We start from the raw sequence: 26,462 nt of genomic DNA on the forward strand, positions 1-26,462 counted from the left end.
GCAGATGTGTCAGCGCTGCGGCCGGAGGTAGGGCTGGAGCCGGTGCAGCCGGGTCGGGTAGTCGGGGTGCGTGGCCAGCAGACGGGCCAGCGGACCGGGCACAGCCAGGGGCTTGCCGGCGACTGCGGCTTGGCGGCGGGCCTGGGTCTCGGTGGTGTGCATGGCGTACAGCACCTCCGCCAGCATCGGTGCGAAGCCGAGCGCGGCTGCGTGCCGGTCGGCGCGCAGCTCGGCGCGGCGAGCGAGAGCGGCCATCAGGTACGGGATGGCGAGGAGGACCAGCGGCAGCCCGTAGAGCACGGTGATCGTGAGGAAGGTGATGACCCCGACGGCGCACACCAGGGCGGCGGCAGCCAGGAAGGAGAAGTATCTGGTGAAAGCGACCGCGAGGGTGATCACCGCGCGTATCAGGCGCCAGGCGACCCGGCCGGGCAGCGAGTACCAGTACTCCAGCAGGGACGACCAGGCGTGGCCGCCGGTGTGGTGGCCGAGTTCATGGGCGAGTACGGCGGCCAGCTGGGCACTCGGCAGCCGCTCCAGAGCGAACCGCGTGACCCCGACGATGTGTCCGGCCGCAGCGTACGCGTTGAGATCGTGACTGTCCTCGATCCACAGCTCGTACTGCCGCCCGTCGACACCCGCGCGTGCCGTCACCTCCCGCCAGACAGGTTCCAGGCGGTCGCGCTCATGGGGCAGCGGGCGGTGCAGCCGCAGCAGATAGCGGGCGAGTAAGTCCTCGGTGGGGCGATGAAAGACGAGGGCGCCGGAGAGGACCCAGGCGATCGTCGGGAGCCAGTACGGGAGGCCGAGCCAGGCGTCCAGGAGCAGGCTGACGAGCACGACCACCAGCAGGCTGAGCAGGAAGCCGGGGAGGAGCAGAGCCAGTGTGCCCAGCGTGGTGACGTCCGCGCCGCGCTGGCGGGCCGTGAAGTGCAGCCGGGTGCCGGGGGCGTTCTGGTAGTCGAGGTCGTCGGGGGCGAACCGAGGCGGCTGGACCGGCGGCTCTGCCTGGGGCGGCGGGGGCGGGGGAGAGGGCGGCTGTGGGTACCGCGGCTCCGGTACGGCACCGGCCCGCGCGTATTGCGGAGGCTGGGGTGCCGGGCCTGGGTACTGGGGTTCGGATGGCTGCGACATGGTGATCCTTTGCGGTGTGAAGACGTCAGCCGACGAGCAGGGAAGCAGGAAGCAGCACCGCGCCCGCACTGAACGCGATCAGCCCGGCCCGTACCCAGTGGTGCTTACGAGCGGCGATACGGCTGTTCTCTGCGAGTGCCGCCATGAGCGAGGCGGCCGGATCCCGCTCGGTCTCGGCCAGTGCCTGAGCCAACTCGTCTCGCTGGACGGCGCGTTGGATGTCGCCGAAATAGGTGAGTGGTGCGCCTGGAGCCCAGGTGCTGCTGCGGTAGCGCGGCAGCACGACCATGAGCAGGGACAGCAGCCCCGTGGCGAGTGCGGCGGAGCCGGTCCACCACACGGCCGTACCGGGGGCGGACAAGGTGCTGGGTTCCCAGTCGCGCCCGGCCAGCAGTCCCGTGATCACGCCCGTGGTCGTACCGATTGCGGCGACCAGTGTGTTCGCCTTGCTGTCCGCCCGGGCGATCTCCGAACGCAGTTCGGCGAGGAGCCGGGCCGCGGCCTCGGTGCCAGGGGCGGCCGCTGGTGCGGCCGGACCGGTGGCGGTCACCGGGCGCCGTCCTGTTGTCCGCTGTCGTCCACGCTGTCGGCGCCCTGCGGTTCGCAGTCCTGAGCTGCCGATTCCTGTGTTGCGGCGGGCGGGGGCCGGGCATGACGGGGGTACTGCCGTACCCTGCCGGCGGCTGCCAGTCGGTGAAGGTCCCGACCGGAGGCGCGGATGGCGCAGGCGCCGTCGGCGGTACGGGCGGCGGCGGTACGGGCTGCGTGGGCTCGACCGCCTCCTGGGCCGCCGGGGCCGGGACCGTGGGCGTCGCCTGCGGCGGATTCTGCGGCACGGGCGGCGTGTCCTCCCGCTGCGGCACCCCCGGGAGCCGCCGGTTGAGGATGTCGACGAAGGTGCGCAGCGCCAGCTGCTTGGGTACTTCCAGCTCGTAGTCCTCCGCGAGATTGCCACCGAGTAGCTGGCCGACCAGGTCCTTCTGGTCCTGGAGCAGCCGGAGTTGGTCCTCGCGCATGCTGTTCATCACCAGCGCGGTGTCCTCGGGGTGCTGAGCGAGGTGCAGCGCCCACGCCCGCACCCCGCCTTGCTCCAGGTGCTGCTGGTAGAAGTCGATCTTCTGGGCCTCGTACCGCTGCAACTCCAGCTGATAGCGGCTGTGCAGCATGGCCTGCTCGTGCTGCCACTGCTGCTGCTGGAGCGCCAGTTCGTGCTCCTGCCGGCCGTATTCCCGCGCGCGCCCGACGGTCAACGCGTCCTGCCGGCGGGCGCGCCGGTCCAGCTCGACGTCGATGTCCATGCCGCGTTGCTGCGTGAGGATCTGCTCGGTGGCGCTGTGGTCGATCGCCTGCAGTCGCTGCTGGTGGTCGATGTTCTCCTGGTCCCGGCGCAGCCGTACGGTCCAGGAGACCTTGAGGCCGGCCGCGGCGCCCAGCGGGCCCTGCCCGGCCACGGCCGCCAGGACCTCCTGTTCGGCGGCGGCGCTCTCGGCGATGGCGAACCGGCGGGCCACCGGCCTGGCCGCCTGCTCCAACTCGGCGAACAGCAGCCGCGGCACGTCCCGGTGGCCGCTGGAGACGAAGAGCGCGGGGTCGGCGACCTGCCAGGAGAGGTCGACGGCGACCCTGAACTCGAAGGCGTCGTTGTCGCTGGGCAGCGTTGACGCGCCCCGGACGGGGTGGACGCCCATGTCGACCTCATACACCGCGGAGTAGCGCTTGGCGGCGCTTTCCGCGCGGGTCGGCCGCAGCGGCGGCAGATAGGTGTCGTACGAGCCCTTGGGGGTGGCGAAGACCAGGGCGTGATCGATCCGGGTCAGCGGCTTGCGGGTGAATTCGAACCGGGCCAGCTGCCGCACGGTGAGCACGGGGTCTCTCAGCTCGGTGTGCCGGTCGGCGGGTTGCTCCCACTCGGGCGGGCGACGGAGGTCGGGCATGTCGCAAGGTCTCCTTGGCGGTACTCAGCGGTGCTGGGGAGGCGTGGGCAGTACGGTTCGCAGCCGGCCCGCGACGGGCGGCGGCTGGGCGCCGTCCTCGCCGGGCATGGTGCGCAGCAGGTGGTCCAGGCGCTGGTGTTCGGGTACGGAGGTGACGAGCATCGGCAGCAGCGCGGCCAGGGCCCATTCGGTCGCGGTGTCGTGGTCCGCGATCAGCACCCACTGGCGCAGGACGTCGAGCGCGTCCTGGGTGTGGCCGAGGTCGGCGAGGGCGGCGCGCCACAGGGCGGCGATGCCCTGGGCCGCGGGGGTGTGCTCCGCAGCGGCACGGGCGTACCAGCCGAGCACCAGGGGGCACGGTTCATCCCGCTCGGTCCGCCGGCAGGCGCTGACGAAGCCGCTGAGGGCGAGTGCGCGCACCGGCGGTCCGTCGTCCAGGGTCCGCAGCAGCTCGGCGAGGACCTGGTCACCGACGGAGGAGAGCAGCAACAGCTCGACGGAGGCGGCGGCTTCGTCGAGCAGCGTTTCGTCAGGCTCCCGGCCGTCCGCTTCTCGGTTGTCCGCGTGCTGGTTGCGGACGGTCTTACGCAGCGCTGCGAGCGTCTCCACCGGCCGTTCGGTGCCGATCAGGCCGTGGGCGCGGATCGCCACCCAGCACAGCTCCGCGTCCTCGCCCCCGCACCAGTCGTCGATGATGCGCGGCACGTTCGGGGTCTGGAGCAGGTGGGCGAGGGTGAGGGCGCTCACGGCGACGAGGCGGTGCCGGTAGCGTTTCGAGGTCGCCCATGGCTCGATGACCAGGGCCATGGCCGATGGCAGGTCGGTGTAGGCGAGGACGGCGGCGGTCGCGGCCGCGCGGGTACGGACCAACGGCCGGCCGTCGCCCGCGAGCTGCTGCAGCCAGCGCACCAGCGCGGGCCTGGCCGACGGGTGGCCTGTCCAGACCTCCCGCAGCAGCACGGGGGCGGACCGGTCATCCCGGTAGGCGGCCTTGAGCTGGGTGACCGGTCCCCATTCGGTCTGCTCCTGCTCCTCGTACAGCTTGGCTCGGGAGAGTTCGAGCCGCTTGCCGATGTGGGTGCCGAAGACCGGGACGGTCGGCAGGCGGGCAGGGTCCTCGGTGCGCTGCAGAAAGGCGTACAGCACGTCGCTCAGCTCCGCCGTGAGCGCGTACGGGCCGCCGTCGAAGGCGGCCAGCGCGACGAGGAAGGCCTTGTCGCGCAGGTGCACGGAGCTTTCGGCGGCTGCGAACCACTCCTGGACCTGCCCTTCGAGCGCGGTCAGCGAGAAGCGCGCGATCTCTGCCTCGCCGGTCCGGTCGCGGGCGTATTCCGCGAGCGCGATGGCGTACTGGGCGGCCTCGCGCAGCTGATGCCCGCGGTCCAGGAACTCCGTGACCTCGGGCCGGGTGAGGAGCTGCTCCGTCCGCTCGGCGCCGACCAGGTCCCGCAGGCTGGACTCCAGCACGAGCGCGGCGGCCGGGGGCCGCCATGCGTGGCCGCGGATGCCCTCCAGCGCGGCGTCCGGTCCCACGGTGATCACCAGACCGTCACCCTCGGCGAGGCGGTCCCGGGCAGCCAGCAGGTCGGTGTCCCGCAGCGGCCGGTCCCGGCGGACGAGCGGATCGCGCAGGATGTATCCCCGCGCTCCCGCGTGTTCTCCGCCGCCGTCGAGCTGCCCGGCCAGCGCCGTGGGGGAGACATCGCGATCGAGTGCGTGCACGGAGGCGACATCCAGTGCGCGCAGCAGCATGAGCGCGGCGGTGCCGCGGCCGGAGTGCCGTGGGCCCGAGAGGACCAGCACCCGCTCCTTGCGCAGCCGCTCGACCAGCGCCTCGAAGCCGGTCCCCTCGCTGACGAACAGCTGGGACAGCCGGTCCAGCCGCTCCCGGGGGATCTCGCCGGAGGAGTGGGCCGCCGGGCTGCCGAACTGGTAGTAGATCTCCGTCTTGCCATCCATGACCACGTCACCGGCCACCCGGCCGGCGCTGACCCCGCGGTTGTCGCCGCCGATCAGGCCGCCGCCGACCCGGGCACCGGATCCGAACCGCATGGTCCTGGGGGAGTGGTCCGCCAGCTCCCTCCGGGCGGCCCACGCCTGCTGCGGCTTGTCGGGCTCGTCGGCCGCCTGCTCCTCGGCGCCGGGGGCGTCGGCGCCGTTGCCGGGCTGGTCGGGTTCGCCCGCGGCCGGTGCGGGCTGCTGGGGACCGCCGGCTGCCGGAGTCTCCGCGGTCATCGGCGCTCAGCCCGGCCGGAGGCGTCGTTCCCGAAGTGGATGTCCCCCGTGACCTGGCCGGTGGAGATCCCGTGGTTGTCCCCCATGAGGAGGCCGCCGCCGATGTGCACCTCCGCCCCGCGGAAGTCGAGGACCGTGCGCCCCGGAGCCGCGGGAGGTGCCGGGGCGTCGGCCGGTCCGGCGGCCGCCGGACTCGCGGCCGCCTCCGCCTCCCCGCCGCACGGGGCCGGTAAGGGCCCGTACAGCCATGCCCCCAGCGGTCCGTTCTTGCTGTCCACCGTGACGGCGTGGAACTCCTCGGCCGGGATACCGGTGTGGTTGTGCCGCACGATCCCCGCGTACACCGGCTCCGAGACGCAGAGCGCGACGTCGTCCGTACGCTCCCGCAGTGCGGCCCGCAGCAGTCCGGCGTCGAGCAGCCGGCAGGCGTGGTTGAGGTCCGAACCGACCCACCCGTCGTGCTCGTCGACCGCGACATAGCCCGTCGCGAGGACCGCGCGCAGCCGCATCTGGGCCGAGCTGGACGCCATCCGGTTCACGGCCCGCAGCCGCGCCGGGACCTCGCCGATCAGGGTGCGCAGCAGCGCCGTCATCGAGGCGTTGGCGTCGATCAGCACCATGACCGCGTCGCCGCGGTCGGCGCGCAGGCACTGGGTCTCGTCGATCTCGGCGCTTTCCAGGGCGCGGTCCACCAGGTCGTAGAGCATCCGGCGTAAGTACGCCTGCTCGACGTCGTCCCGGTCGCTGAACTTCTCGATGTCGAGCAGCAGGATGGTGCGGCTGACGGGGTCGGTCATGACGTGCCTCTCGCTGGAGTGTCGTACGGGAAACAGCGTGGCGATGGAGAGCCATCGGTGGTGAGGGCGGATGACGCAGTGGAACTGTGACGGTGTGCACACACTCAGGGGATGCGGGCGGGTGCCGTCAGGCACCGGGCGGCTCGGGGTGTCCCGGAAGCTCCGCCCGCGCGATCCGGCGCAGCACACCCGGCCGGACGATCACCAGGGCGCGGCGCCCGGTGGCGACGGCCTCGCGCTCCCGCAGCTCTTTCAGCAGCCGCTGCACCATCTCCCGGGATGCCCCGACCGCTCCCGCGAGTTCCTGCTTGCTCAGCGGTACGGCGAGTTCGATCCCCTGCTCCGCACGGCGTCCATGGGTACGGGCCAGGTCCAGGAGCAGCACGGCGAACCGCTCCCGGACAGTCAGCGACGCGAACTCCAGCCGGCGCTGGTCGGCTGCGCGCGTGCGGTCGGCGCTGAGCGCGAGCAGCTTGAGGGCGACGGCGGGGGAGCGGGTGAGGTACTCGCGGAACCGTTCATGCTCGACGGCCCTGGCGCGCAGCGGCTCGAGCGCGGTGACCGTGGCCGAGCGCGGCTGCCCGGTCAGTGCGGCGGACTCACCGACGATGTCGCCGGGGCCACGGAGCGCGAGCAGCGCCTGGTAACCGTTGGCCGCCGCGGCGGTCACCTTGGTCCAGCCGTGCAGGATCAGCAGGACGTGGGTGGAGGGCTCGTTCTGGTGGATGAGCGGTGCGCGGGACGCGAAGCTCAGTTCGCGGCCGAGCGCGAGCAGGGCCTCGCGGTCGGCGCTCTCCAGACGGGCGAGGAAGGGGACCTGGTCGCCCAGACCCCCGTTGTCTTCCCAGTGCGCCGCCGCCCTCATGCCGCCCCCCATCGTCACAGCGGGCGCCAATGTACTGTGCACACGGTTGCGGCAGGTGGCGAACGGCGGGATTCCCCTCACCTCATGTCCGCTGGTCCGCCGCGTTGATCGGCATGTCGCGGTGCGTGGCTTTTGTTTTGACCGGAGCCGGTGCTATAGGTACGCTCTGACCTTGTGCCTGGGGTGTGCCCGGGTCCTTGTGTGTGCTCCCTCGGCTGACGCCGGGAGAGCCGGGTACACGGGATACCGAGACTGAGACGCCGCCTCCCACATACGGATGATCCGTTCCACGGGAAACGTATGGGGACCGCGACACACCCGACCGCGTGGGTCGGAGAAACCCCAGGTTAGCTTTACAGAGACGGCACACAGAAACCGGAGAAACGGTGCCTACGATCCAGCAGCTGGTCCGGAAGGGCCGGCAGGACAAGGTCGAGAAGAACAAGACGCCCGCACTTGAGGGTTCGCCCCAGCGCCGCGGCGTCTGCACGCGTGTTTTCACGACCACCCCGAAGAAGCCGAACTCGGCCCTGCGTAAGGTCGCGCGTGTGCGTCTGACCAGCGGCATCGAGGTCACCGCTTACATTCCGGGTGAGGGCCACAACCTGCAGGAGCACTCGATCGTGCTCGTGCGTGGCGGTCGTGTGAAGGACCTGCCGGGTGTTCGTTACAAGATCATCCGCGGCTCCCTCGACACGCAGGGCGTCAAGAACCGCAAGCAGGCTCGCAGCCGCTACGGCGCCAAGAAGGAGAAGTAAGAATGCCTCGTAAGGGCCCCGCCCCGAAGCGCCCGGTCATCATCGACCCGGTCTACAACTCTCCTCTTGTCACCTCGCTGATCAACAAGATCCTGCTGAACGGCAAGCGGTCCACCGCTGAGCGCATCGTCTACGGCGCCATGGAGGGCCTGCGGGAGAAGACCGGCAACGACCCGGTCATCACCCTCAAGCGCGCGCTGGAGAACGTCAAGCCGGCGCTGGAGGTCAAGTCCCGCCGTGTCGGTGGCGCCACCTACCAGGTTCCGGTCGAGGTCAAGCCCGGCCGCGCCTCCACCCTCGCGCTGCGCTGGCTCGTGGGTTACTCCCGCGCCCGTCGCGAGAAGACCATGACCGAGCGCCTGATGAACGAGCTGCTGGACGCCAGCAACGGTCTGGGCGCCTCCGTCAAGCGTCGCGAGGACACCCACAAGATGGCCGAGTCCAACAAGGCCTTCGCGCACTACCGCTGGTAGTCGCTACCCCATCGAGAACCGAGAGAAGACTGAAGCCTTATGGCTACCACTTCACTTGACCTGGCCAAGGTCCGCAACATCGGGATCATGGCCCACATCGACGCGGGCAAGACGACCACCACCGAGCGGATCCTGTTCTACACCGGTGTCTCCTACAAGATCGGTGAAGTCCACGACGGCGCTGCCACGATGGACTGGATGGAGCAGGAGCAGGAGCGCGGCATCACGATCACGTCTGCCGCGACGACCTGCCACTGGCCGCTGGAAGACGTTGACCACACCATCAACATCATCGACACCCCGGGCCACGTCGACTTCACCGTCGAGGTGGAGCGTTCGCTCCGCGTGCTCGACGGTGCGGTGACGGTGTTCGACGGCGTCGCCGGCGTTGAGCCGCAGTCCGAGACCGTGTGGCGTCAGGCGGACCGCTACGGCGTTCCGCGTATCTGCTTCGTCAACAAGCTGGACCGTACCGGGGCCGAGTTCCACCGCTGCGTCGACATGATCGTCGACCGGCTGGGTGCGACCCCGATCGTCATGCAGCTGCCGATCGGCGCCGAGGCGGACTTCAAGGGCGTCGTCGACCTGGTCCGGATGAAGGCTCTGGTGTGGTCCGCCGAGGCCACCAAGGGCGAGATGTACGACGTCGTCGACATCCCGGCCACGCACACCGAGGCCGCCGACGAGTGGCGCGGCAAGCTGCTCGAGACGGTCGCCGAGAACGACGAAGAGATGATGGAGCTGTACCTGGAGGGCCAGGAGCCCACCGAGGAGCAGCTGTACGCGGCCGTGCGCCGTATCACCATCAACTCCGGCAAGGGCGGCGGCACCACCGTCACCCCCGTGTTCTGCGGCACCGCGTTCAAGAACAAGGGCGTCCAGCCCCTGCTCGACGCGGTCATCCGGTACCTGCCGTCGCCGATCGACATCGAGGCGATCGAGGGCCACTCGGTCAGCAACCCGGACGAGGTTGTCGTCCGCAAGCCGTCCGACCAGGAGCCGCTGTCGGCGCTGGCGTTCAAGATCATGAGCGACCCGCACCTCGGCAAGCTCACCTTCGTCCGCGTGTACTCCGGACGCCTGGAGACCGGCACTCAGGTGCAGAACTCGGTCAAGGGCAAGAAGGAGCGCATCGGCAAGATCTACCGCATGCACGCCAACAAGCGTGAGGAGATCGAGTCGGTGGGCGCCGGTGACATCGTCGCCGTCATGGGCCTGAAGCAGACCACCACCGGTGAGACGCTCTGTGACTCGGCGAACCCGGTCATCCTGGAGTCCATGGACTTCCCGGCCCCGGTGATCGAGGTCGCCATCGAGCCGAAGTCCAAGGGCGACCAGGAGAAGCTGGGTGTCGCCATCCAGCGCCTGGCCGAGGAGGACCCGTCCTTCCGCGTCAAGACTGACGAGGAGACCGGCCAGACCATCATCTCCGGCATGGGCGAGCTGCACCTGGACGTGCTGGTCGACCGTATGCGCCGTGAGTTCAAGGTCGAGGCGAACGTCGGTAAGCCGCAGGTGGCCTACCGCGAGACCCTCCGCAAGGCGGTCGAGCGGCTCGACTACACGCACAAGAAGCAGACTGGTGGTTCCGGCCAGTTCGCGAAGGTGCAGATCGCGCTCGAGCCGCTCGAGGGCGATGGCTACGAGTTCGAGAACAAGGTCACCGGTGGCCGGGTCCCGCGGGAGTACATCCCGTCCGTGGACGCGGGTTGCCAGGAGGCCATGGAGTTCGGCGTGCTCGCGGGCTACCCGCTGACGGGTGTCAAGGTCACGCTGCTCGACGGTGCGTACCACGAGGTCGACTCCTCCGAGATGGCCTTCAAGATCGCCGGTTCGATGGCCTTCAAGGAGGCCGCCCGCAAGGCCAGCCCGGCCCTGCTCGAGCCGATGATGAAGGTCGAGGTCACCACGCCCGAGGACTACATGGGCGATGTGATCGGCGACATCAACTCCCGCCGTGGACAGATCCAGTCCATGGAGGACCGCAGTGGCGCCAAGCTGGTCACCGGCCTGGTTCCGCTGTCCGAGATGTTCGGCTACGTCGGAGACCTGCGCAGCAAGACCTCTGGCCGCGCCAGCTACTCCATGCAGTTCGACTCCTACGCCGAGGTTCCCAAGAACGTCGCCGAGGAGATCATCGCGAAGGCCAAGGGCGAGTAACACTTCGTTGCCATCCCCCTTAGGCTGGAGCTAAAGGCATCGGGGCATACCGTCACAGACCGCATCAGCGGTCTGTGACGGGGCCCCGCCCGCCGGCCCCCAGAAACGAATACGGCGAAGGGCATCCCCCTCGGGGTCCTGGCCGGTTCGGTAAGACCACCTGAACCCATCCGCAAAGTGTGGATGCGTACAGAACCACTCCACAGGAGGACCCCAGTGGCGAAGGCGAAGTTCGAGCGGACTAAGCCGCACGTCAACATCGGCACCATCGGTCACATCGACCACGGTAAGACGACCCTTACCGCGGCGATCACCAAGGTGCTGCACGACGCGTTCCCGGACCTGAACGAGGCTTCGGCGTTCGACCAGATTGACAAGGCTCCTGAGGAGCGTCAGCGCGGTATCACCATCTCCATCGCGCACGTCGAGTACCAGACCGAGTCGCGTCACTACGCGCACGTCGACTGCCCCGGTCACGCGGACTACATCAAGAACATGATCACGGGTGCCGCCCAGATGGACGGCGCCATCCTCGTGGTCGCCGCCACCGACGGCCCGATGCCGCAGACCAAGGAGCACGTGCTCCTGGCCCGCCAGGTCGGCGTTCCGTACATCGTCGTCGCCCTGAACAAGGCCGACATGGTGGACGACGAGGAGATCCTGGAGCTCGTCGAGCTCGAGGTCCGTGAGCTCCTCTCCGAGTACGAGTTCCCGGGCGACGACGTCCCGGTCGTCAAGGTCTCGGCGCTGAAGGCGCTCGAGGGCGACGCCGAGTGGGGCCAGTCGGTCCTGGAGCTCATGAAGGCCGTCGACGAGTCGATCCCGCAGCCGGAGCGCGACGTCGACAAGCCGTTCCTGATGCCGATCGAGGACGTCTTCACCATCACCGGTCGCGGTACGGTCGTCACCGGCCGTATCGAGCGTGGTGTCCTCAAGGTCAACGAGACCGTCGACATCATCGGCATCAAGACCGAGAAGACCACCACCACGGTCACCGGCATCGAGATGTTCCGCAAGCTGCTCGACGAGGGCCAGGCCGGTGAGAACGTCGGTCTGCTGCTCCGCGGCATCAAGCGCGAGGACGTCGAGCGCGGCCAGGTCATCATCAAGCCGGGCTCGGTCACCCCGCACACCTCGTTCGAGGCGCAGGCCTACATCCTCTCCAAGGACGAGGGTGGCCGCCACACGCCGTTCTTCAACAACTACCGTCCGCAGTTCTACTTCCGTACCACGGACGTGACGGGCGTTGTGACCCTCCCCGAGGGCACCGAGATGGTCATGCCGGGCGACAACACCGAGATGTCGGTCGAGCTCATCCAGCCGGTCGCCATGGAGGAGGGCCTGAAGTTCGCCATCCGTGAGGGTGGCCGGACCGTGGGCGCCGGCCAGGTCACCAAGATCAACAAGTGACCTAGCTGCTCCCTGGAGCACTGCGACCTGGGCCCCGCCCGCCGGAGACGGCGGGCGGGGCCCAGGTCTTTTGTGTCCGAGGACGTTGTCACGCGTCGGAGGTGGGCCGCGGCCGCCAGATCCACGGCGTGGCGGACGCCGACTGGGCGACGACGCACAGCTGGTCCGGGCCGCCCGGCAGCAGCACGGGGGTGCCGACCGGGACCAGGCGGGCGGGGGAGCGCAGCGGCCGGGTGCCCGGCGCGGTGCCGTAGCGGAGCAGGGCCTCGCCGTCGAGGGACCGGCTGAGCAGCAGCAGGCTCTTCTTTCCGTCCGGCGCCCGGACGGTGTGGGCGGCGACCGGACCGTACCCGTCGAAGTGCCGCAGCTCGGCCGGGGCGGCGGGCCGGGCCGGTCCCAGGGTGTGCAGGGTCGGCTGGGCGGCCGCGGGGGTGCGGTAGACCACCGCGATCTCGCCGTCGGGGGTGAGGGCGGCGCCGGGCTGGTTGCCCGCGACCGGCAGTCCGCTGTGCGGCCGCGACAGGACCGGGCCGTTCCGGGCGTCCTGGGACCAGTGGTGCACGCTGTCGCGCCCGCGGGCGAAGACCTGGATCCGGCCGTCGGCGTCCAGCAGCACGGTCAGCCCGTCCTGGATCTCCTCGCCGCCCAGCGGCTGCCACGGCCCCCACTGGCCGCGCTTGTCGCGTACGCGGGTGGCGATGCCCTTGCCCGCGGTACGGACGAAGAGGTGGACGCGGCCGTCGGGGGTCGCCACGGCGGCCGGGGCGCCGACGCGGCGGCCGTGCTCCGGGTCCGCGTCCGGGGTGCCCAGGGACATCCACTGCTTGAACGCGCCGCCCGGGGTGCGCTCCTCCAGGAGGACGATCTCGCGGGTGTTGGGGCGCCCCTGGCCCTCCAGCGCGGAGAAGCGCAGGGCGAAGAGCAGCTGGCGGCCCACGGTGTCCTTGACGGCGGCCAGCGCGGGGGCCAGCGGTCCGCCGCCGAGGTTGCGCGGCGCGCCGAACCGCCCGCTGCCCCGGGAGGTCTCCTGCCAGCGGACGGCGCGGGTGCCCAGGACCCCGTAGGCGATGAGCCGGCCGTCGCGGTCGGTCTCCGGGACGGGCAGGGCGCCGGGGTAGCGGTAGTGGGTGGAGCGGATCCAGCGCTTGCGGTTGAGCAGCGGACGGTTGCCGCCCTGGCTGTAGTCGCCGCAGCCTGCCTGATTGCCGCACGCCCAGTCCGGGGCGCCGCCGTAGGCCCGGATGGGGCGGGCCTTGTCGCCCACCACCTGCTTGGGCAGGTTGTCCGGCCAGCGCTGGTTGTAGTAGCCGCGGAAGGCGGTGGTGACGAAGCGCGGCGCGCGCCTGTCCCGCCGGGAGGCGTCCGCGACCCACTGCGATATGGCCTTCCAGGTGAACAGCGCGACGGGGGTGTGGTCGCGGTGGTCCGAGCAGCCGGGCTGGTCGTTGTCCCTGGGGTGGGCGGCGTCGTGGACCTGGAAGTCCGGGTCCGGGTCGAGGGTGTGGATCACGGTGGGCCGGACCCGGTCCATGATCCCGGCGAGGACGTCGACGAGGGTCTGGTGGTCGTACGTCACCGTCTCCTGGAGCGGTGAACCGGTGGCGACCAGGGTCTGCGCCTCGACGCCGGGCACGTCCCACAGGTGCGGGATCCGCACGCCGTCCTTGGCGAGCATCGCGATGTTCAGGAAGATCAGCTGGACCTTGCGGCGGCCGTTGGCCAGCACGTTGGCCTCGGCCCGGACGCCGCCGGGGAGCTCCATGACCGACCGCTGCCAGCGGGCGAAGCGGTCCAGGCCCAGCATCTCCGCGTAGGCCTGGCGCAGCCCCTGGTGGCGGGCGGAGGAGTAGCCGGCCTTGTCGGGCTCGGGCATGGGGCCGCCGTGGACCCGGTTGATGCCCGCGGCCTCGCCCGCGGTGACGTAGACGCAGACGACCGGGGTGCCGGCGCGCATCAGGTGGGACGCGTCCGGGTTCATGAAGTACAGGTCGTCGTCCGGGTGGGCGAGGACCTGGAGCAGCACCGCGTCCTCCTTGCCCGTGACGGGGGTGAAGGGCTCGGCGGCGAGCGGGTCGACCGCGCGGACCGGCGCGTTGGGCTTGGGGTCCGTCCGGCTGGGGGACAGCCCGCAGCCCGCGGCGGTGGCGGCCGTCATCGCGGCCAGCGCCGCGAGGGTGTGGCGGCGGGTGGGCGCGCACCGCGGCGCGCCGCTCGGCGGTGTGGGGGCATCGCCCCGGAGATCTTCAGCCATCTGGGTGACCCCGTCCCGTTGTGCAGCACGCAGTCCCCGGCTGCTTCCATGTGATAAAGACGGTCCGCGATCTTCACAGGTTGCCTGGAGGCGTGATATTGATCGATCACGAAATGATCAAGGCGACCCCGGGGCGGGCTGGTTTGACAAGCGCGCTCGGGCGGGTACCTTCTTCGGCCGCGATTGGCGCGGGTTCCGGCCCATGTGGCACACTGTCCAGGTTGCTCGGTTGAGTGCCGATGCTGCGCGCCTCCCGCCGGGAGGACTGGAAGCGAGTCCCGCAGTACTCGTCGCCCCTTGTCAGGGGCGGAAGTACGGGAATCTTCCGGGAAGTGTCAGCGGGGCCCCAGCCAGGCACCCGGTGGGTGTCTTTCCCCCACGGCCCCCTTCCAGGGAATCTCTCCAGGGAGATTTACGAGAAGGGGCGCGACACGCCCGACCGCGTGGGTCGGAGAAAGACGCGAACGCACCGGGTTCCAGAGCGTTACGAGAGACAGGACTACGAAGTAGCCATGGCGGGACAGAAGATCCGCATCCGGCTCAAGGCCTACGACCACGAGGTCATCGACTCCTCGGCGAAGAAGATCGTCGAGACGGTGACCCGCACTGGTGCGTCGGTCGCGGGCCCGGTGCCGCTGCCCACTGAGAAGAACGTGTACTGCGTCATCAAGTCGCCGCACAAGTACAAGGACTCGCGCGAGCACTTCGAGATGCGCACGCACAAGCGCCTCATCGACATCCTCGACCCCACGCCGAAGACGGTTGACTCGCTGATGCGTCTCGACCTGCCGGCGGGCGTCGACATCGAGATCAAGCTCTGAGGTGACGCGCGAGATGGCTAAGCAGATCAAGGGCGTCCTGGGCGAGAAGCTCGGCATGACGCAGGTCTGGGACGAGAGCAACCGCGTCGTCCCGGTGACCGTCGTCAAGGCCGGTCCCTGCGTCGTTACCCAGGTCCGTACCGCTGACACGGACGGCTACAACGCCGTCCAGATCGCCTTCGGCGAGATCGACCCGCGCAAGGTGAACAAGCCCCTCAAGGGCCACTTCGCCAAGGCCGACGTCACCCCGCGCCGCCACCTGGTGGAGCTGCGTACCGCTGACGCCAGCGAGTACACGCTCGGCCAGGAGGTCACCGCCGAGGTGTTCGAGTCCGGTGTCAAGGTCGACGTGACCGGCACCAGCAAGGGCAAGGGCACCGCCGGTGTCATGAAGCGCCACGGCTTCCGCGGCCTCGGCGCCGGCCACGGCACCCAGCGCAAGCACCGCTCGCCGGGCTCCATCGGTGGCTGCGCCACCCCGGGCCGCGTGTTCAAGGGCCTGCGCATGGCCGGCCGCATGGGCAACGAGCGGGTCACCACCCAGAACCTGACCGTCCACGCCGTTGACGCGGAGAAGGGCCTGCTGCTCATCAAGGGCGCGGTTCCTGGTCCGAACGGCGGCCTCGTCCTGGTCCGTACCGCGGCCAAGGGGGCCTGAGGTAACCGATGAGCACCATTGACATCCTTTCGCCGGCAGGCGACAAGGCCGGGACCGTCGAGCTCCCCGCGGAGATCTTCGACGCGCAGGTCAGCGTTCCGCTGATCCACCAGGTCGTCGTCGCACAGCTGGCCGCTGCCCGCCAGGGCACGCACAAGACGAAGACTCGCGGCGAGGTCCGCGGCGGTGGCAAGAAGCCGTACCGCCAGAAGGGCACCGGTCGCGCCCGCCAGGGTTCGACCCGCGCGCCGCAGTTCGCCGGCGGTGGCGTCGTGCACGGTCCCGTGCCGCGCGACTACAGCCAGCGCACCCCGAAGAAGATGAAGGCCGCCGCCCTGCGCGGTGCCCTCTCCGACCGGGCGCGCCACGACCGCATCCACGTGGTGACCGGCGTGGTGGACGGCGACATCTCCACCAAGGCCGCCAAGTCCCTGCTGGGCAAGATCAGCGAGCGCAAGAACCTGCTCCTGGTCGTCGAGCGCTCGGACGAGGCCGCGTGGCTGTCTGCCCGCAACCTGCCCCAGGTGCACATCCTGGAGCCGGGCCAGCTGAACACGTACGACGTGCTCGTCTCCGACGACGTGGTCTTCACCCAGGCCGCTTTCGAGTCCTTCGTGTCTGGCCCCAAGGCCGCTCAGACTGAAGGGAGCGAGGCCTGATGTCTGAGGCCACGATCACCAGCAAGACCTACTCGGACCCGCGCGACATCCTCGTCAAGCCGGTCGTCTCCGAGAAGAGCTACGCGCTGCTGGACGAGAACAAGTACACGTTCATCGTCGACCCGCGTGCGAACAAGACCCAGATCAAGCAGGCCGTCGAGGCGGTCTTCTCGGTCAAGGTCACCGGGGTCAACACGATCAACCGGCAGGGTAAGCGCAAGCGCACCAAGACCGGTTTCGGTAAGCGCGCCAACACCAAGCGCGCCATCGTGACCCTTGCCGAGGGCAACCGTATCGACATCTTCGGCGGCCCGGTCTCCTAACGGAGTCCGAGTCGTCCGGAATCGGACGAGGACTGAGAAATGGGTATCCGCAAGTACAAGCCGACGACCCCGGGCCGTCGTGGCTCCAGCGTCGCCGACTTCGTCGAGATCACGCGGTCCACGCCGGAGAAGTCGCTGGTCCGCCCGCTGCACAGCAAGGGCGGTCGTAACAACGCCGGTCGCATCACTGTTCGCCACCAGGGTGGCGGTCACAAGCGTGCGTACCGCGTCATCGACTTCCGTCGTCACGACAAGGACGGCGTCCCGGCGAAGGTCGCTCACATCGAGTACGACCCGAACCGCACCGCGCGCATCGCGCTGCTGCACTACGCGGACGGCGAGAAGCGCTACATCATCGCGCCGCGTGGTCTGAACCAGGGCGACCGGATTGAGAACGGCCCCGGCGCCGACATCAAGCCCGGCAACAACCTGGCGCTGCGCAACATCCCGGTCGGTACGACCATCCACGCCATCGAGCTGCGGCCCGGCGGCGGCGCGAAGTTCGCCCGCTCCGCGGGTGCCTCCGTGCAGCTGCTGGCGAAGGAGGGCTCCATGGCCCACCTTCGTATGCCGTCGGGTGAGATCCGCCTGGTCGACGTCCGCTGCCGCGCCACCGTCGGCGAGGTCGGCAACGCCGAGCAGTCGAACATCAACTGGGGCAAGGCCGGCCGTATGCGCTGGAAGGGCGTCCGCCCGACCGTGCGTGGTGTGGTCATGAACCCGGTCGACCACCCGCACGGTGGTGGTGAGGGCAAGACCTCCGGTGGTCGCCACCCGGTCTCGCCGTGGGGTCAGAAGGAGGGTCGTACTCGTTCTCCCAAGAAGGCGAGCAACAAGTACATCGTCCGCCGCCGCAAGACGAACAAGAAGCGCTAGGAGCGGGTTTAGATGCCGCGCAGTCTCAAGAAGGGGCCCTTCGTCGACGACCACCTGATCAAGAAGGTGGATGTCCAGAACGAAGCCGGCACCAAGAACGTCATCAAGACCTGGTCCCGCCGCTCGATGATCGTCCCGGCCATGCTCGGCCACACGATCGCGGTGCACGACGGCCGCAAGCACGTCCCGGTGTTCGTCACCGAGTCGATGGTCGGCCACAAGCTCGGCGAGTTCGCGCCGACCCGCACCTTCCGCGGCCACGAGAAGGACGACCGCAAGTCGCGTCGTCGCTGATCGGCGGAGTGCGAAGACTATGACTGACACCGAAGGGACAACCATGGAAGCCAGGGCCCAGGCGCGGTACATCCGCGTCACGCCCATGAAGGCCCGCCGCGTGGTGGACCTCATCCGTGGCATGGATGCCACGGAGGCTCAGGCGGTCCTGCGTTTCGCCCCGCAGGCCGCGAGCGTGCCGGTGGGCAAGGTGCTGGACAGCGCCATTGCCAACGCCGCGCACAACTACGACCACAGTGACGCCTCCACGCTGTTCATCAGCGAGGCGTACGTCGACGAGGGCCCGACCCTGAAGCGGTTCCGTCCGCGCGCCCAGGGCCGTGCCTACCGGATCCGCAAGCGGACCAGCCACATCACCGTGGTCGTCAGCAGCAAGGAAGGAACCCGGTAATGGGCCAGAAGGTTAACCCGCACGGGTTCCGGCTCGGCATCACCACGGACTTCAAGTCCCGGTGGTACGCCGACAAGCTGTACAAGGACTACGTCAAGGAAGACGTCGCCATCCGTCGGATGATGACGTCCGGCATGGAGCGCGCCGGTATCTCCAAGGTGGAGATCGAGCGCACCCGTGACCGCGTGCGGGTGGACATCCACACCGCTCGTCCGGGCATCGTCATCGGCCGCCGCGGCGCCGAGGCCGACCGCATCCGCGGCGACCTGGAGAAGCTGACGGGCAAGCAGGTCCAGCTGAACATCCTCGAGGTCAAGAACCCCGAGGTCGACGCTCAGCTCGTGGCCCAGGCCGTCGCCGAGCAGCTGTCCTCCCGTGTCTCCTTCCGCCGCGCCATGCGTAAGAGCATGCAGTCGGCCATGAAGGCGGGCGCCAAGGGCATCAAGATCCAGTGCGGTGGCCGTCTCGGCGGCGCCGAGATGTCCCGCTCGGAGTTCTACCGCGAGGGCCGTGTGCCGCTGCACACCCTCCGCGCGAACGTCGAGTACGGCTTCTTCGAGGCCAAGACCACCTTCGGCCGCATCGGCGTCAAGGTGTGGATCTACAAGGGCGACGTGAAGAACATCGCCGAGGTCCGCGCCGAGAACGCCGCCGCCCGCGCCGGCAACCGCCCGTCGCGTGGTGGCAGCGACCGCCCGCAGCGCCGTGGTGGCGAGCGCGGTGGCCGCGGCCGTAAGCCGCAGCAGCAGAGTGCCGCTGCCGAGGCCCCCAAGGCCGAGGCCGCTGCCGCTGCTCCGGCTGCTGAGAGCACCGGAACGGAGGCCTGACCGACATGCTGATCCCTCGCAGGGTCAAGCACCGCAAGCAGCACCACCCGAAGCGGTCCGGCATGGCCAAGGGCGGCACGGAGCTGGCGTTCGGCGAGTACGGCATCCAGGCCGTCACGCCGGCGTACGTCACCAACCGCCAGATCGAGGCGGCTCGTATCGCGATGACCCGCCACATCAAGCGTGGCGGCAAGGTCTGGATCAACATCTACCCGGACCGTCCGCTGACCAAGAAGCCTGCCGAGACCCGCATGGGTTCCGGTAAGGGTTCGCCGGAGTGGTGGATCGCGAACGTCAAGCCCGGTCGGGTGATGTTCGAGCTGTCCTACCCGAACGAGAAGATTGCGCGTGAGGCGCTCACCCGCGCTGCTCACAAGCTCCCGATGAAGTGCCGGATCGTGCGGCGCGAGGCAGGTGAGTCGTGATGGCGGCCGGTACCAAGGCGTCCGAGCTGCGTGAGCTGAACAACGAGGACCTCGTTGCGAAGCTTCGTGAGGCCAAGGAAGAGCTGTTCAACCTCCGCTTCCAGGCGGCGACCGGACAGCTTGAGAACCACGGCCGGCTGAAGGCCGTCCGCAAGGACATCGCCCGGATCTACACCCTGATGCGGGAGCGCGAGCTCGGCATCGAGACGGTGGAGAGCGCCTGATGAGCGAGAAGAATGTGACTGAGACGAACGAGCGCGGTTTCCGCAAGACCCGTGAGGGTCTGGTCGTCAGCGACAAGATGGACAAGACCGTCGTCGTCGCTGTCGAGGACCGCGTCAAGCACGCGCTGTACGGCAAGGTCATCCGCCGTACCAACAAGCTCAAGGCGCACGACGAGCAGAACGCCGCGGGTGTCGGCGACCGCGTCCTCCTCATGGAGACCCGGCCGCTGTCCGCGACGAAGCGCTGGCGCGTCGTCGAGATCCTCGAGAAGGCCAAGTAATTCCCGGAGGGGTTTCCCTTCAGGACAGTTCCGCCAGGCTCCGCGGGGGCTTCAGCTGAAGCCCCCGCGGGGAACCGGCAGACGATCAGGAGATAGACGTGATCCAGCAGGAGTCGCGACTGCGTGTCGCCGACAACACTGGTGCGAAGGAGATCCTTTGCATCCGTGTTCTCGGTGGTTCCGGTCGCCGCTACGCGGGCATCGGTGACGTCATCGTCGCCACCGTCAAGGACGCGATCCCCGGTGGCAACGTGAAGAAGGGCGACGTCGTCAAGGCTGTCGTCGTGCGCACCGTCAAGGAGCGCCGCCGCCCGGACGGCTCGTACATCCGCTTCGACGAGAACGCGGCCGTCATCCTCAAGAACGATGGCGACCCCCGCGGCACCCGTATCTTCGGCCCGGTGGGCCGTGAGCTGCGCGAGAAGAAGTTCATGAAGATCATCTCGCTCGCGCCGGAGGTGCTGTAACCGATGAAGATCAAGAAGGGCGACCTGGTCCAGGTCATCACCGGTAAGGACAAGGGCAAGCAGGGCAAGGTCATCGAGGCCTACCCCCGCGAGGACCGCGTCCTGGTCGAGGGTGTCAACCGGGTCAAGAAGCACACCAAGGCCGGTCAGACCGCCCGTGGCTCCAAGACCGGCGGCATCATCACGGTCGAGGCCCCGATCCACGTGAGCAACGTTCAGCTCGTGGTGGAGAAGGACGGCAACAAGGTCGTCACCCGCGTCGGGTACCGCTTCGACGACGAGGGCAACAAGATCCGCGTTGCCAAGCGGACCGGTGAGGACATCTGATGACTGCCACCACCAACGCGCCGCGTCTCAAGACGCGCTACCGCGAAGAGATCGCCGGCAAGCTGCGTGAGGAGTTCTCGTACGAGAACGTCATGCAGATCCCGGGTCTGACCAAGATCGTGGTCAACATGGGTGTGGGCGACGCCGCCCGCGACTCCAAGCTGATCGAGGGCGCCATCCGCGACCTCACCACGATCACCGGTCAGAAGCCCGCCGTCACCAAGGCCCGTAAGTCCATCGCGCAGTTCAAGCTGCGTGAGGGCCAGCCGATCGGTGCCCACGTCACCCTCCGCGGTGACCGCATGTGGGAGTTCCTGGACCGCCTGCTGTCGCTCGCGCTGCCGCGCATCCGCGACTTCCGCGGTCTGTCGCCGAAGCAGTTCGACGGCCGGGGCAACTACACCTTCGGTCTCACGGAGCAGGTCATGTTCCACGAGATCGACCAGGACAAGATCGACCGCGTCCGGGGTATGGACATCACCGTGGTGACCACGGCGACCAACGACGACGAGGGCCGCGCCCTCCTTCGTCACCTCGGCTTCCCGTTCAAGGAGGCGTGAGCCGTGGCGAAGAAGGCTCTTATTGCCAAGGCCGCCCGCAAGCCGAAGTTCGGTGTGCGCGCGTACACCCGCTGCCAGCGCTGCGGCCGTCCGCACTCCGTCTACCGCAAGTTCGGCCTGTGCCGCGTGTGCCTTCGTGAGATGGCTCACCGTGGCGAGCTGCCGGGCGTGACCAAGAGCTCCTGGTAATTCCCTACTTGGGAATCACCGGAGGCTCTCGGTAAGCATCTGGTCGGTGGGGGCCCTTCTTCACATGCCGTAGGCTTGTGGGGTTGGGCGCCCGCCGCCCTGACCGACTTACTACGCCGTAGGTCCCCGCGCCGCACCCGTCCCGCTACTGAGCGGGGAGAGGGATGGCGCATACAGGAAACCCCGGCGAGAGAGGCCGAAGGCCAACTCATGACCATGACTGATCCGATCGCAGACATGCTCACGCGTCTGCGTAACGCGAACTCGGCGTACCACGACACCGTCGTGATGCCGCACAGCAAGATCAAGTCGCACATCGCGGAAATCCTCCAGCAGGAGGGCTACATCACCGGCTGGAAGGTCGAGGACGCCGAGGTCGGCAAGAACCTCGTCCTCGAGCTGAAGTTCGGCCCGAACCGCGAGCGCTCGATCGCCGGCATCAAGCGGATCTCGAAGCCGGGCCTGCGGGTCTACGCAAAGTCCACCAACCTGCCGAAGGTCCTCGGCGGCCTGGGCGTGGCGATCATCTCCACGTCCCACGGTCTCCTGACCGGTCAGCAGGCGCAGAAGAAGGGCGTGGGTGGGGAAGTCCTCGCCTACGTCTGGTAGTCGGGAACGGAGGAAAAGCTCATGTCGCGAATCGGCAAGCTCCCCATCCAGGTTCCCGCTGGTGTGGACGTCACCATCGACGGTCGCACGGTTGCGGTGAAGGGTCCCAAGGGCACCCTCACGCACACCGTTGCCGCGCCGATCGAGGTCACCAAGGGCGAGGACGGCACCCTGCAGGTGCTGCGCCCGAACGACGAGCGTCAGAACAAGGCCCTGCACGGCCTGTCCCGCACGCTGGTGGCGAACATGATCACCGGCGTGACCCAGGGTTACAGCAAGGCGCTCGAGATCAGCGGTGTCGGTTACCGCGTCCAGGCGAAGGGCTCCAACCTGGAGTTCGCCCTGGGCTACAGCCACCCGATCGTCGTTGAGGCCCCCGAGGGCATCACCTTCAAGGTCGAGTCCCCGACCAAGCTCAGCGTCGAGGGCATCGACAAGCAGAAGGTCGGCGAGGTCGCCGCGAACATCCGCAAGCTGCGGAAGCCCGACCCGTACAAGGCCAAGGGCGTGAAGTACGCGGGCGAGGTCATCCGCCGCAAGGTCGGAAAGGCTGGTAAGTAAAGCCATGGCATACGGTGTGAAGATCGCCAAGGGTGACGCCTACAAGCGTGCCGCGATCAAGCGTCGCCACATCCGCGTCCGTAAGCGGATCAATGGCACGCCGGAGCGTCCCCGTCTGGTCGTGACGCGGTCCAACCGCGGTATCACCGCCCAGGTCATCGACGACATCGCGGGCCACACGCTGGCCTCGGCGTCGCACCTGGACGCGTCGATCCGCGGTGGCGAGGGCGACAAGAGCGCCCAGGCGAAGAAGGTCGGTGCCCTGGTCGCCGAGCGTGCCAAGGCCGCCGGTGTCGAGGCCGTCGTGTTCGACCGCGGTGGCAACCAGTACGCCGGGCGCATCGCCGCTCTGGCGGACGCCGCCCGCGAGGCCGGGCTGAAGTTCTAAGCCCCGGTTCCGGAGCTAGCGGACGTAACAGAGAGAGGTAATTCCAATGGCTGGACCCCAGCGCCGCGGTGGCGGCGCCGGTGGCGGCGAGCGGCGGGACCGTAAGGACCGGCGGGACGGCGGCGCTGCTGCCGAGAAGACCGCCTACGTCGAGCGTGTTGTCGCGATCAACCGCGTCGCCAAGGTTGTGAAGGGTGGTCGTCGCTTCAGCTTCACCGCGCTGGTCGTGGTGGGCGACGGTGACGGCACCGTGGGTGTCGGTTACGGCAAGGCCAAGGAGGTGCCGGCCGCCATCGCCAAGGGCGTTGAGGAGGCCAAGAAGCACTTCTTCAAGGTCCCCCGGATCGCCGGCACCATTCCGCACCCGATCCAGGGCGAGAAGGCTGCGGGCGTCGTCCTGCTCAAGCCGGCTTCCCCCGGTACCGGTGTGATCGCCGGTGGCCCGGTGCGCGCCGTGCTGGAGTGCGCGGGCATCCACGACGTGCTGAGCAAGTCGCTCGGTTCGTCGAACCCGATCAACATCGTGCACGCCACGGTGGAGGCGCTCCAGGGGCTGCAGCGTCCCGAGGAGATCGCCGCCCGTCGTGGCCTGCCGCTCGAGGACGTCGCTCCCGCCGCTCTGCTGCGGGCGCGTGCCGGGGTGGGTGCGTAATGGCTCGCCTCAAGGTCACGCAGACGAAGTCGTACATCGGCAGCAAGCAGAACCACCGCGACACCCTGCGTTCGCTCGGGCTCAAGCGCCTGAACGACGTGGTTGTCAAGGAGGACCGCCCCGAGATCCGCGGCATGGTGCAGACCGTCCGCCACCTCGTGACGGTCGAGGAGGTCGACTGACATGGCGGAGAGCAAGCCGCTGAAGGTTCACAACCTCCGGCCCGCCCCGGGCGCCAAGACCGCCAAGACCCGTGTCGGTCGTGGTGAGGCGTCCAAGGGTAAGACCGCTGGTCGTGGTACCAAGGGTACGAAGGCCCGTTACCAGGTTCCGGAGCGCTTCGAGGGTGGGCAGATGCCCCTCCACATGCGCCTTCCGAAGCTGAAGGGCTTCAAGAACCCGTTCCGCACCGAGTACCAGGTCGTGAACCTGGACAAGCTGGCCGCGCTCTACCCGCAGGGTGGCGAGGTCACGGTGGCCGACCTGGTCGCCAAGGGCGCGGTGCGCAAGAACGAGCTCGTCAAGGTGCTGGGCACCGGCGAGATCACCGTGGCGCTGCAGGTGACCGTGGACAAGGTCTCCGGCTCCGCCAAGGAGAAGATCGCCGCCGCCGGCGGCACCGTCACCGAGCTCGTCTGAGCTTGATGCGCAACCGGCCGGGGATGTCCCTGAAATGGGGCATCCCCGGTTGGTCGTTCCAAGGGAGGCGTGGTCGCCGGTAAGGTGGCGTGCGTTGTTACCTTCCGCGCGGCCTGTGTCCGCGCGGTTGTTGGCTGATTTTCTATTCGTCGATCCTCAAGACCGTCACCTCTCGCGCTATGCACGCGGGAGCCGCAGGAGGCACCGTGCTCACCGCGTTCGCCCGGGCGTTCAAGACGCCCGACCTGCGCAAGAAGCTGCTGTTCACGCTGGGCATCATCCTGTTGTACCGGTTCGGGACCCACATCCCGGTGCCGGGTATCGACTACAAGAACGTCCAGACGTGCATGGACGAGGCCAAGGCCAATCAGGGTCTGTTCGGCCTGGTGAACATGTTCAGCGGTGGTGCGCTGCTGCAGATCACCATCTTCGCGCTCGGGATCATGCCGTACATCACGGCGAGCATCATCCTCCAGCTGCTGACGGTGGTCATTCCGCGCCTCGAAGCCCTCAAGAAGGAGGGGCAGGCCGGTCAGGCGAAGATCACGCAGTACACCCGTTATCTCACCGTGGCGCTGGCGATCCTCCAGGGCACCGGTCTGGTGGCCACGGCCCGCAGCGGCTCGCTCTTCTCCGGCTGCTCCGTGACCGGGGAGATCGTCGCGGACCGGTCCATCTTCGCGACCGTCACGATGGTCATCACGATGACCGCGGGCACCGCGGTGGTCATGTGGCTGGGTGAGCTGATCACCGACCGCGGCATCGGGAACGGCATGTCCATCCTGATGTTCGTCGCCATCGCCGCGGGCTTCCCCGCCGGCCTGTGGGGCATCAAGCAGTCCGGCAAGATCATGGACGGCTGGCTGGAGTTCGGCCTGGTGATCGCCTGCGGTCTGGCCATGGTCGGCCTGGTGGTCTTCGTCGAGCAGGCGCAGCGCCGGATTCCGGTGCAGTACGCGAAGCGCATGATCGGCCGCCGTTCCTACGGCGGGACGTCGACCTACATTCCGCTGAAGGTCAACCAGGCGGGTGTGATTCCCGTCATCTTCGCGTCGTCGCTTCTCTACATTCCGGCCCTGGTCGTGCAGTTCAGCGGGTCCAACGCGGACTGGGCGAACTGGATCGAGCGGAACTTCACCAAGGGCGACCACCCCGTTTACATCGTCACGTACTTCCTGCTGATCGTGTTCTTCGCGTTCTTCTATGTGGCCATCTCCTTCAACCCCGAAGAAGTTGCCGACAACATGAAGAAGTATGGTGGCTTCATCCCGGGTATCCGGGCGGGTCGTCCCACCGCGGAGTACCTGAGCTACGTGCTGAACCGCATCACGTGGCCCGGCTCTCTCTACCTGGGGTTGATCGCCCTGGTGCCCACGGTGGCGCTGGTGACGCTCGAGGCCAATCAGAACTTCCCGTTCGGCGGTACCAGCATCCTCATCATCGTGGGCGTCGGCCTGGAGACCGTGAAGCAGATCGAGAGCCAGCTTCAGCAGCGACACTACGAAGGGTTCCTCCGCTGATGCGAATCGTCCTCGTCGGGCCTCCTGGGGCTGGCAAGGGTACGCAGGCTGCGTACCTCGCCAAGAACCTCTCCATCCCGCACATCTCCACGGGCGACCTCTTCCGGGCCAACATCAGCCAGGGCACCGACCTGGGCAAGCAGGCCAAGGCGTACATGGACGCCGGCGACCTGGTCCCGGACGAGGTCACCATCGGCATGGCCAAGGACCGGATGTCCCAGCCGGACGCCGCGGGCGGCTTCCTGCTCGACGGCTTCCCGCGCAACGTCTCGCAGGCCGAGGCGCTGGACGAGATGCTGCGGTCCGAGGACATGAGGCTGGACGCGGTGCTGGACCTGGAGGTCCCCGAGGACGAGGTCGTCAAGCGGATCGCCGGTCGCCGCATCTGCCGCAACGACTCCAGCCACGTCTTCCACGTGACGTACTCCGCGCCGAAGCAGGAGGGTGTCTGCGACATCTGCGGCGGCGAGCTCTACCAGCGCGCCGACGACTCCGAGGAGACGGTGCGCAACCGCCTGGACGTGTACCACACCCAGACGGAGCCGATCATCGACTACTACAAGGCCCAGGACCTGGTCGTGACGATCTCGGCGCTGGGCAAGGTCGCCGAGGTGACCGAGCGGGCCATGGAGGCCCTGCCGGACAAGGACAAGGGCCAGGCGGCCTGAGCCCCCACGTCGGCCGGACGGCCGCGGTGCCCCTCGGGGTGTCGCGGCCGTACTGTTGAGGAAGGCCGCGTCCGGCGGGCGCCGGA

Annotated in this window: 34 protein-coding genes; 28 read left to right on the top strand and 6 right to left on the bottom strand. The window is 68.6% G+C overall.

The window, feature by feature from the left end:
* Positions 1–9: 9 nt before the first annotated feature.
* Both Q3Y56_RS20665 and Q3Y56_RS20670 read right to left on the bottom strand, forming a co-directional pair.
* Positions 10–1,134: a M48 family metalloprotease gene (locus tag Q3Y56_RS20665; RefSeq protein WP_369696770.1), complete on the bottom strand. Its 1,125-nt coding sequence runs from the start codon at positions 1,132–1,134 to the stop codon at positions 10–12.
* 25 nt (positions 1,135–1,159) lie between these two features.
* A complete protein-coding gene (locus tag Q3Y56_RS20670) occupies positions 1,160–1,684 on the bottom strand; it encodes a Pycsar system effector family protein (protein WP_304463358.1) in 525 nt (174 codons plus the stop codon).
* A 496-nt stretch (positions 1,685–2,180) separates the two neighbouring features.
* Here Q3Y56_RS20670 and Q3Y56_RS20675 point away from each other — a divergent pair, with 496 nt between their 5' ends.
* The gene (locus Q3Y56_RS20675) at positions 2,181–2,795 is read left to right on the top strand and encodes a hypothetical protein (RefSeq protein ID WP_304463359.1); all 615 of its coding nucleotides are present in this window, start codon (positions 2,181–2,183) and stop codon (positions 2,793–2,795) included.
* A gap of 297 nt (positions 2,796–3,092) precedes the next feature.
* Here Q3Y56_RS20675 and Q3Y56_RS20680 read toward each other — a convergent pair whose 3' ends face one another.
* From Q3Y56_RS20680 to Q3Y56_RS20690, 3 genes are all read right to left on the bottom strand, one after another.
* Positions 3,093–5,303 carry a hypothetical protein gene (locus tag Q3Y56_RS20680; protein WP_304463360.1) on the bottom strand — a complete coding sequence of 737 codons (2,211 nt, stop codon included), beginning with the start codon at positions 5,301–5,303 and terminating at the stop codon, positions 3,093–3,095.
* Complete coding sequence (locus Q3Y56_RS20685; protein WP_304463361.1) at positions 5,300–6,100, bottom strand: hypothetical protein; 801 nt, start codon at positions 6,098–6,100, stop codon at positions 5,300–5,302. Before Q3Y56_RS20685 ends, Q3Y56_RS20680 begins: the two co-directional genes overlap by 4 nt.
* A 127-nt stretch (positions 6,101–6,227) precedes the next feature.
* Positions 6,228–6,965 carry a Crp/Fnr family transcriptional regulator gene (locus Q3Y56_RS20690; RefSeq protein WP_304463362.1) on the bottom strand — a complete coding sequence of 246 codons (738 nt, stop codon included), beginning with the start codon at positions 6,963–6,965 and terminating at the stop codon, positions 6,228–6,230.
* A gap of 386 nt (positions 6,966–7,351) precedes the next feature.
* Between Q3Y56_RS20690 and rpsL the strand changes: the two genes are divergently transcribed.
* The 4 genes from rpsL to tuf all read left to right on the top strand — a co-directional run bounded on the left by rpsL (position 7,352) and on the right by tuf (position 11,766).
* Positions 7,352–7,723 (top strand): 30S ribosomal protein S12, encoded by a 372-nt coding sequence (rpsL, locus tag Q3Y56_RS20695; RefSeq protein WP_003948652.1) that lies wholly within the window; start codon positions 7,352–7,354, stop codon positions 7,721–7,723.
* 2 nt (positions 7,724–7,725) lie between these two features.
* Positions 7,726–8,196, top strand: a complete 471-nt coding sequence (gene rpsG, locus Q3Y56_RS20700) for a 30S ribosomal protein S7 (protein ID WP_135340137.1) — start codon at positions 7,726–7,728, stop codon at positions 8,194–8,196.
* 39 nt (positions 8,197–8,235) lie between these two features.
* Positions 8,236–10,356, top strand: a complete 2,121-nt coding sequence (gene fusA / locus Q3Y56_RS20705; protein WP_304463363.1) for an elongation factor G — start codon at positions 8,236–8,238, stop codon at positions 10,354–10,356.
* Between the two features lie 216 nt (positions 10,357–10,572).
* On the top strand, positions 10,573–11,766 hold the full coding sequence (gene tuf / locus Q3Y56_RS20710; protein ID WP_304463364.1) for an elongation factor Tu: 1,194 nt from the start codon (positions 10,573–10,575) through the stop codon (positions 11,764–11,766).
* Between the two features lie 88 nt (positions 11,767–11,854).
* Here the strand turns inward: tuf and Q3Y56_RS20715 are convergent, their stop codons facing one another.
* A complete protein-coding gene (locus Q3Y56_RS20715; RefSeq protein WP_304463365.1) occupies positions 11,855–14,017 on the bottom strand; it encodes a PIG-L family deacetylase in 2,163 nt (720 codons plus the stop codon).
* 512 nt (positions 14,018–14,529) lie between these two features.
* Between Q3Y56_RS20715 and rpsJ the strand changes: the two genes are divergently transcribed.
* The 23 genes from rpsJ to Q3Y56_RS20830 all read left to right on the top strand — a co-directional run bounded on the left by rpsJ (position 14,530) and on the right by Q3Y56_RS20830 (position 26,376).
* Positions 14,530–14,838: a 30S ribosomal protein S10 gene (rpsJ, locus tag Q3Y56_RS20720; protein WP_003948644.1), complete on the top strand. Its 309-nt coding sequence runs from the start codon at positions 14,530–14,532 to the stop codon at positions 14,836–14,838.
* Positions 14,839–14,851: 13 nt separating this feature from the next.
* Positions 14,852–15,496: a 50S ribosomal protein L3 gene (rplC, locus tag Q3Y56_RS20725; protein ID WP_304463366.1), complete on the top strand. Its 645-nt coding sequence runs from the start codon at positions 14,852–14,854 to the stop codon at positions 15,494–15,496.
* Positions 15,497–15,504: 8 nt separating this feature from the next.
* Positions 15,505–16,155 (top strand): 50S ribosomal protein L4, encoded by a 651-nt coding sequence (gene rplD / locus Q3Y56_RS20730; RefSeq protein ID WP_304463367.1) that lies wholly within the window; start codon positions 15,505–15,507, stop codon positions 16,153–16,155.
* The gene (gene rplW, locus Q3Y56_RS20735) at positions 16,155–16,478 is read left to right on the top strand and encodes a 50S ribosomal protein L23 (RefSeq protein ID WP_304463368.1); all 324 of its coding nucleotides are present in this window, start codon (positions 16,155–16,157) and stop codon (positions 16,476–16,478) included. The genes rplD and rplW overlap by 1 nt, the downstream gene beginning before the upstream one ends.
* Before the next feature lie 39 nt (positions 16,479–16,517).
* On the top strand, positions 16,518–17,354 hold the full coding sequence (gene rplB, locus Q3Y56_RS20740) for a 50S ribosomal protein L2 (RefSeq protein ID WP_304463369.1): 837 nt from the start codon (positions 16,518–16,520) through the stop codon (positions 17,352–17,354).
* Positions 17,355–17,366: 12 nt separating this feature from the next.
* Positions 17,367–17,648, top strand: a complete 282-nt coding sequence (rpsS, locus tag Q3Y56_RS20745) for a 30S ribosomal protein S19 (RefSeq protein ID WP_014178772.1) — start codon at positions 17,367–17,369, stop codon at positions 17,646–17,648.
* Positions 17,649–17,691: 43 nt separating this feature from the next.
* Entirely contained in the window at positions 17,692–18,039 is a 348-nt protein-coding gene (gene rplV / locus Q3Y56_RS20750; protein ID WP_304465707.1) for a 50S ribosomal protein L22, read from the top strand.
* Positions 18,039–18,866, top strand: a complete 828-nt coding sequence (gene rpsC, locus Q3Y56_RS20755; protein ID WP_304463370.1) for a 30S ribosomal protein S3 — start codon at positions 18,039–18,041, stop codon at positions 18,864–18,866. Before rplV ends, rpsC begins: the two co-directional genes overlap by 1 nt.
* A 5-nt stretch (positions 18,867–18,871) precedes the next feature.
* Positions 18,872–19,291, top strand: a complete 420-nt coding sequence (rplP, locus tag Q3Y56_RS20760) for a 50S ribosomal protein L16 (RefSeq protein WP_065963000.1) — start codon at positions 18,872–18,874, stop codon at positions 19,289–19,291.
* Entirely contained in the window at positions 19,291–19,515 is a 225-nt protein-coding gene (gene rpmC / locus Q3Y56_RS20765) for a 50S ribosomal protein L29 (protein ID WP_065963002.1), read from the top strand. The genes rplP and rpmC overlap by 1 nt, the downstream gene beginning before the upstream one ends.
* Positions 19,515–19,796: a 30S ribosomal protein S17 gene (gene rpsQ / locus Q3Y56_RS20770; RefSeq protein ID WP_019888756.1), complete on the top strand. Its 282-nt coding sequence runs from the start codon at positions 19,515–19,517 to the stop codon at positions 19,794–19,796. The genes rpmC and rpsQ overlap by 1 nt, the downstream gene beginning before the upstream one ends.
* 98 nt (positions 19,797–19,894) lie before the next feature.
* Positions 19,895–20,263 carry a 50S ribosomal protein L14 gene (rplN, locus tag Q3Y56_RS20775; protein ID WP_055718836.1) on the top strand — a complete coding sequence of 123 codons (369 nt, stop codon included), beginning with the start codon at positions 19,895–19,897 and terminating at the stop codon, positions 20,261–20,263.
* Positions 20,264–20,266: 3 nt separating this feature from the next.
* On the top strand, positions 20,267–20,590 hold the full coding sequence (rplX, locus tag Q3Y56_RS20780) for a 50S ribosomal protein L24 (RefSeq protein ID WP_304463371.1): 324 nt from the start codon (positions 20,267–20,269) through the stop codon (positions 20,588–20,590).
* Positions 20,590–21,150, top strand: a complete 561-nt coding sequence (rplE, locus tag Q3Y56_RS20785; RefSeq protein WP_304463372.1) for a 50S ribosomal protein L5 — start codon at positions 20,590–20,592, stop codon at positions 21,148–21,150. The genes rplX and rplE overlap by 1 nt, the downstream gene beginning before the upstream one ends.
* A 3-nt stretch (positions 21,151–21,153) precedes the next feature.
* Positions 21,154–21,339 carry a type Z 30S ribosomal protein S14 gene (locus tag Q3Y56_RS20790; protein ID WP_003956452.1) on the top strand — a complete coding sequence of 62 codons (186 nt, stop codon included), beginning with the start codon at positions 21,154–21,156 and terminating at the stop codon, positions 21,337–21,339.
* 210 nt (positions 21,340–21,549) lie between these two features.
* A complete protein-coding gene (gene rpsH / locus Q3Y56_RS20795; protein WP_304463373.1) occupies positions 21,550–21,948 on the top strand; it encodes a 30S ribosomal protein S8 in 399 nt (132 codons plus the stop codon).
* A gap of 21 nt (positions 21,949–21,969) precedes the next feature.
* Entirely contained in the window at positions 21,970–22,509 is a 540-nt protein-coding gene (rplF, locus tag Q3Y56_RS20800) for a 50S ribosomal protein L6 (protein ID WP_304463374.1), read from the top strand.
* 4 nt (positions 22,510–22,513) lie between these two features.
* Positions 22,514–22,897 (top strand): 50S ribosomal protein L18, encoded by a 384-nt coding sequence (rplR, locus tag Q3Y56_RS20805; protein WP_304463375.1) that lies wholly within the window; start codon positions 22,514–22,516, stop codon positions 22,895–22,897.
* Positions 22,898–22,943: 46 nt separating this feature from the next.
* Positions 22,944–23,549, top strand: coding sequence for a 30S ribosomal protein S5 (gene rpsE, locus Q3Y56_RS20810; RefSeq protein WP_304463376.1), 606 nt, complete (start codon positions 22,944–22,946; stop codon positions 23,547–23,549).
* Positions 23,549–23,731, top strand: a complete 183-nt coding sequence (gene rpmD, locus Q3Y56_RS20815) for a 50S ribosomal protein L30 (RefSeq protein ID WP_030890715.1) — start codon at positions 23,549–23,551, stop codon at positions 23,729–23,731. The genes rpsE and rpmD overlap by 1 nt, the downstream gene beginning before the upstream one ends.
* A 1-nt stretch (position 23,732) precedes the next feature.
* Complete coding sequence (gene rplO, locus Q3Y56_RS20820; protein WP_304463377.1) at positions 23,733–24,188, top strand: 50S ribosomal protein L15; 456 nt, start codon at positions 23,733–23,735, stop codon at positions 24,186–24,188.
* Positions 24,189–24,394: 206 nt separating this feature from the next.
* Positions 24,395–25,708, top strand: coding sequence for a preprotein translocase subunit SecY (secY, locus tag Q3Y56_RS20825; protein ID WP_304463378.1), 1,314 nt, complete (start codon positions 24,395–24,397; stop codon positions 25,706–25,708).
* A complete protein-coding gene (locus Q3Y56_RS20830) occupies positions 25,708–26,376 on the top strand; it encodes an adenylate kinase (protein ID WP_304463379.1) in 669 nt (222 codons plus the stop codon). Before secY ends, Q3Y56_RS20830 begins: the two co-directional genes overlap by 1 nt.
* Positions 26,377–26,462: the final 86 nt, after the last annotated feature.

This window comes from Streptomyces sp. XD-27 (assembly GCF_030553055.1).
Lineage (GTDB): Bacteria > Actinomycetota > Actinomycetes > Streptomycetales > Streptomycetaceae > Streptomyces.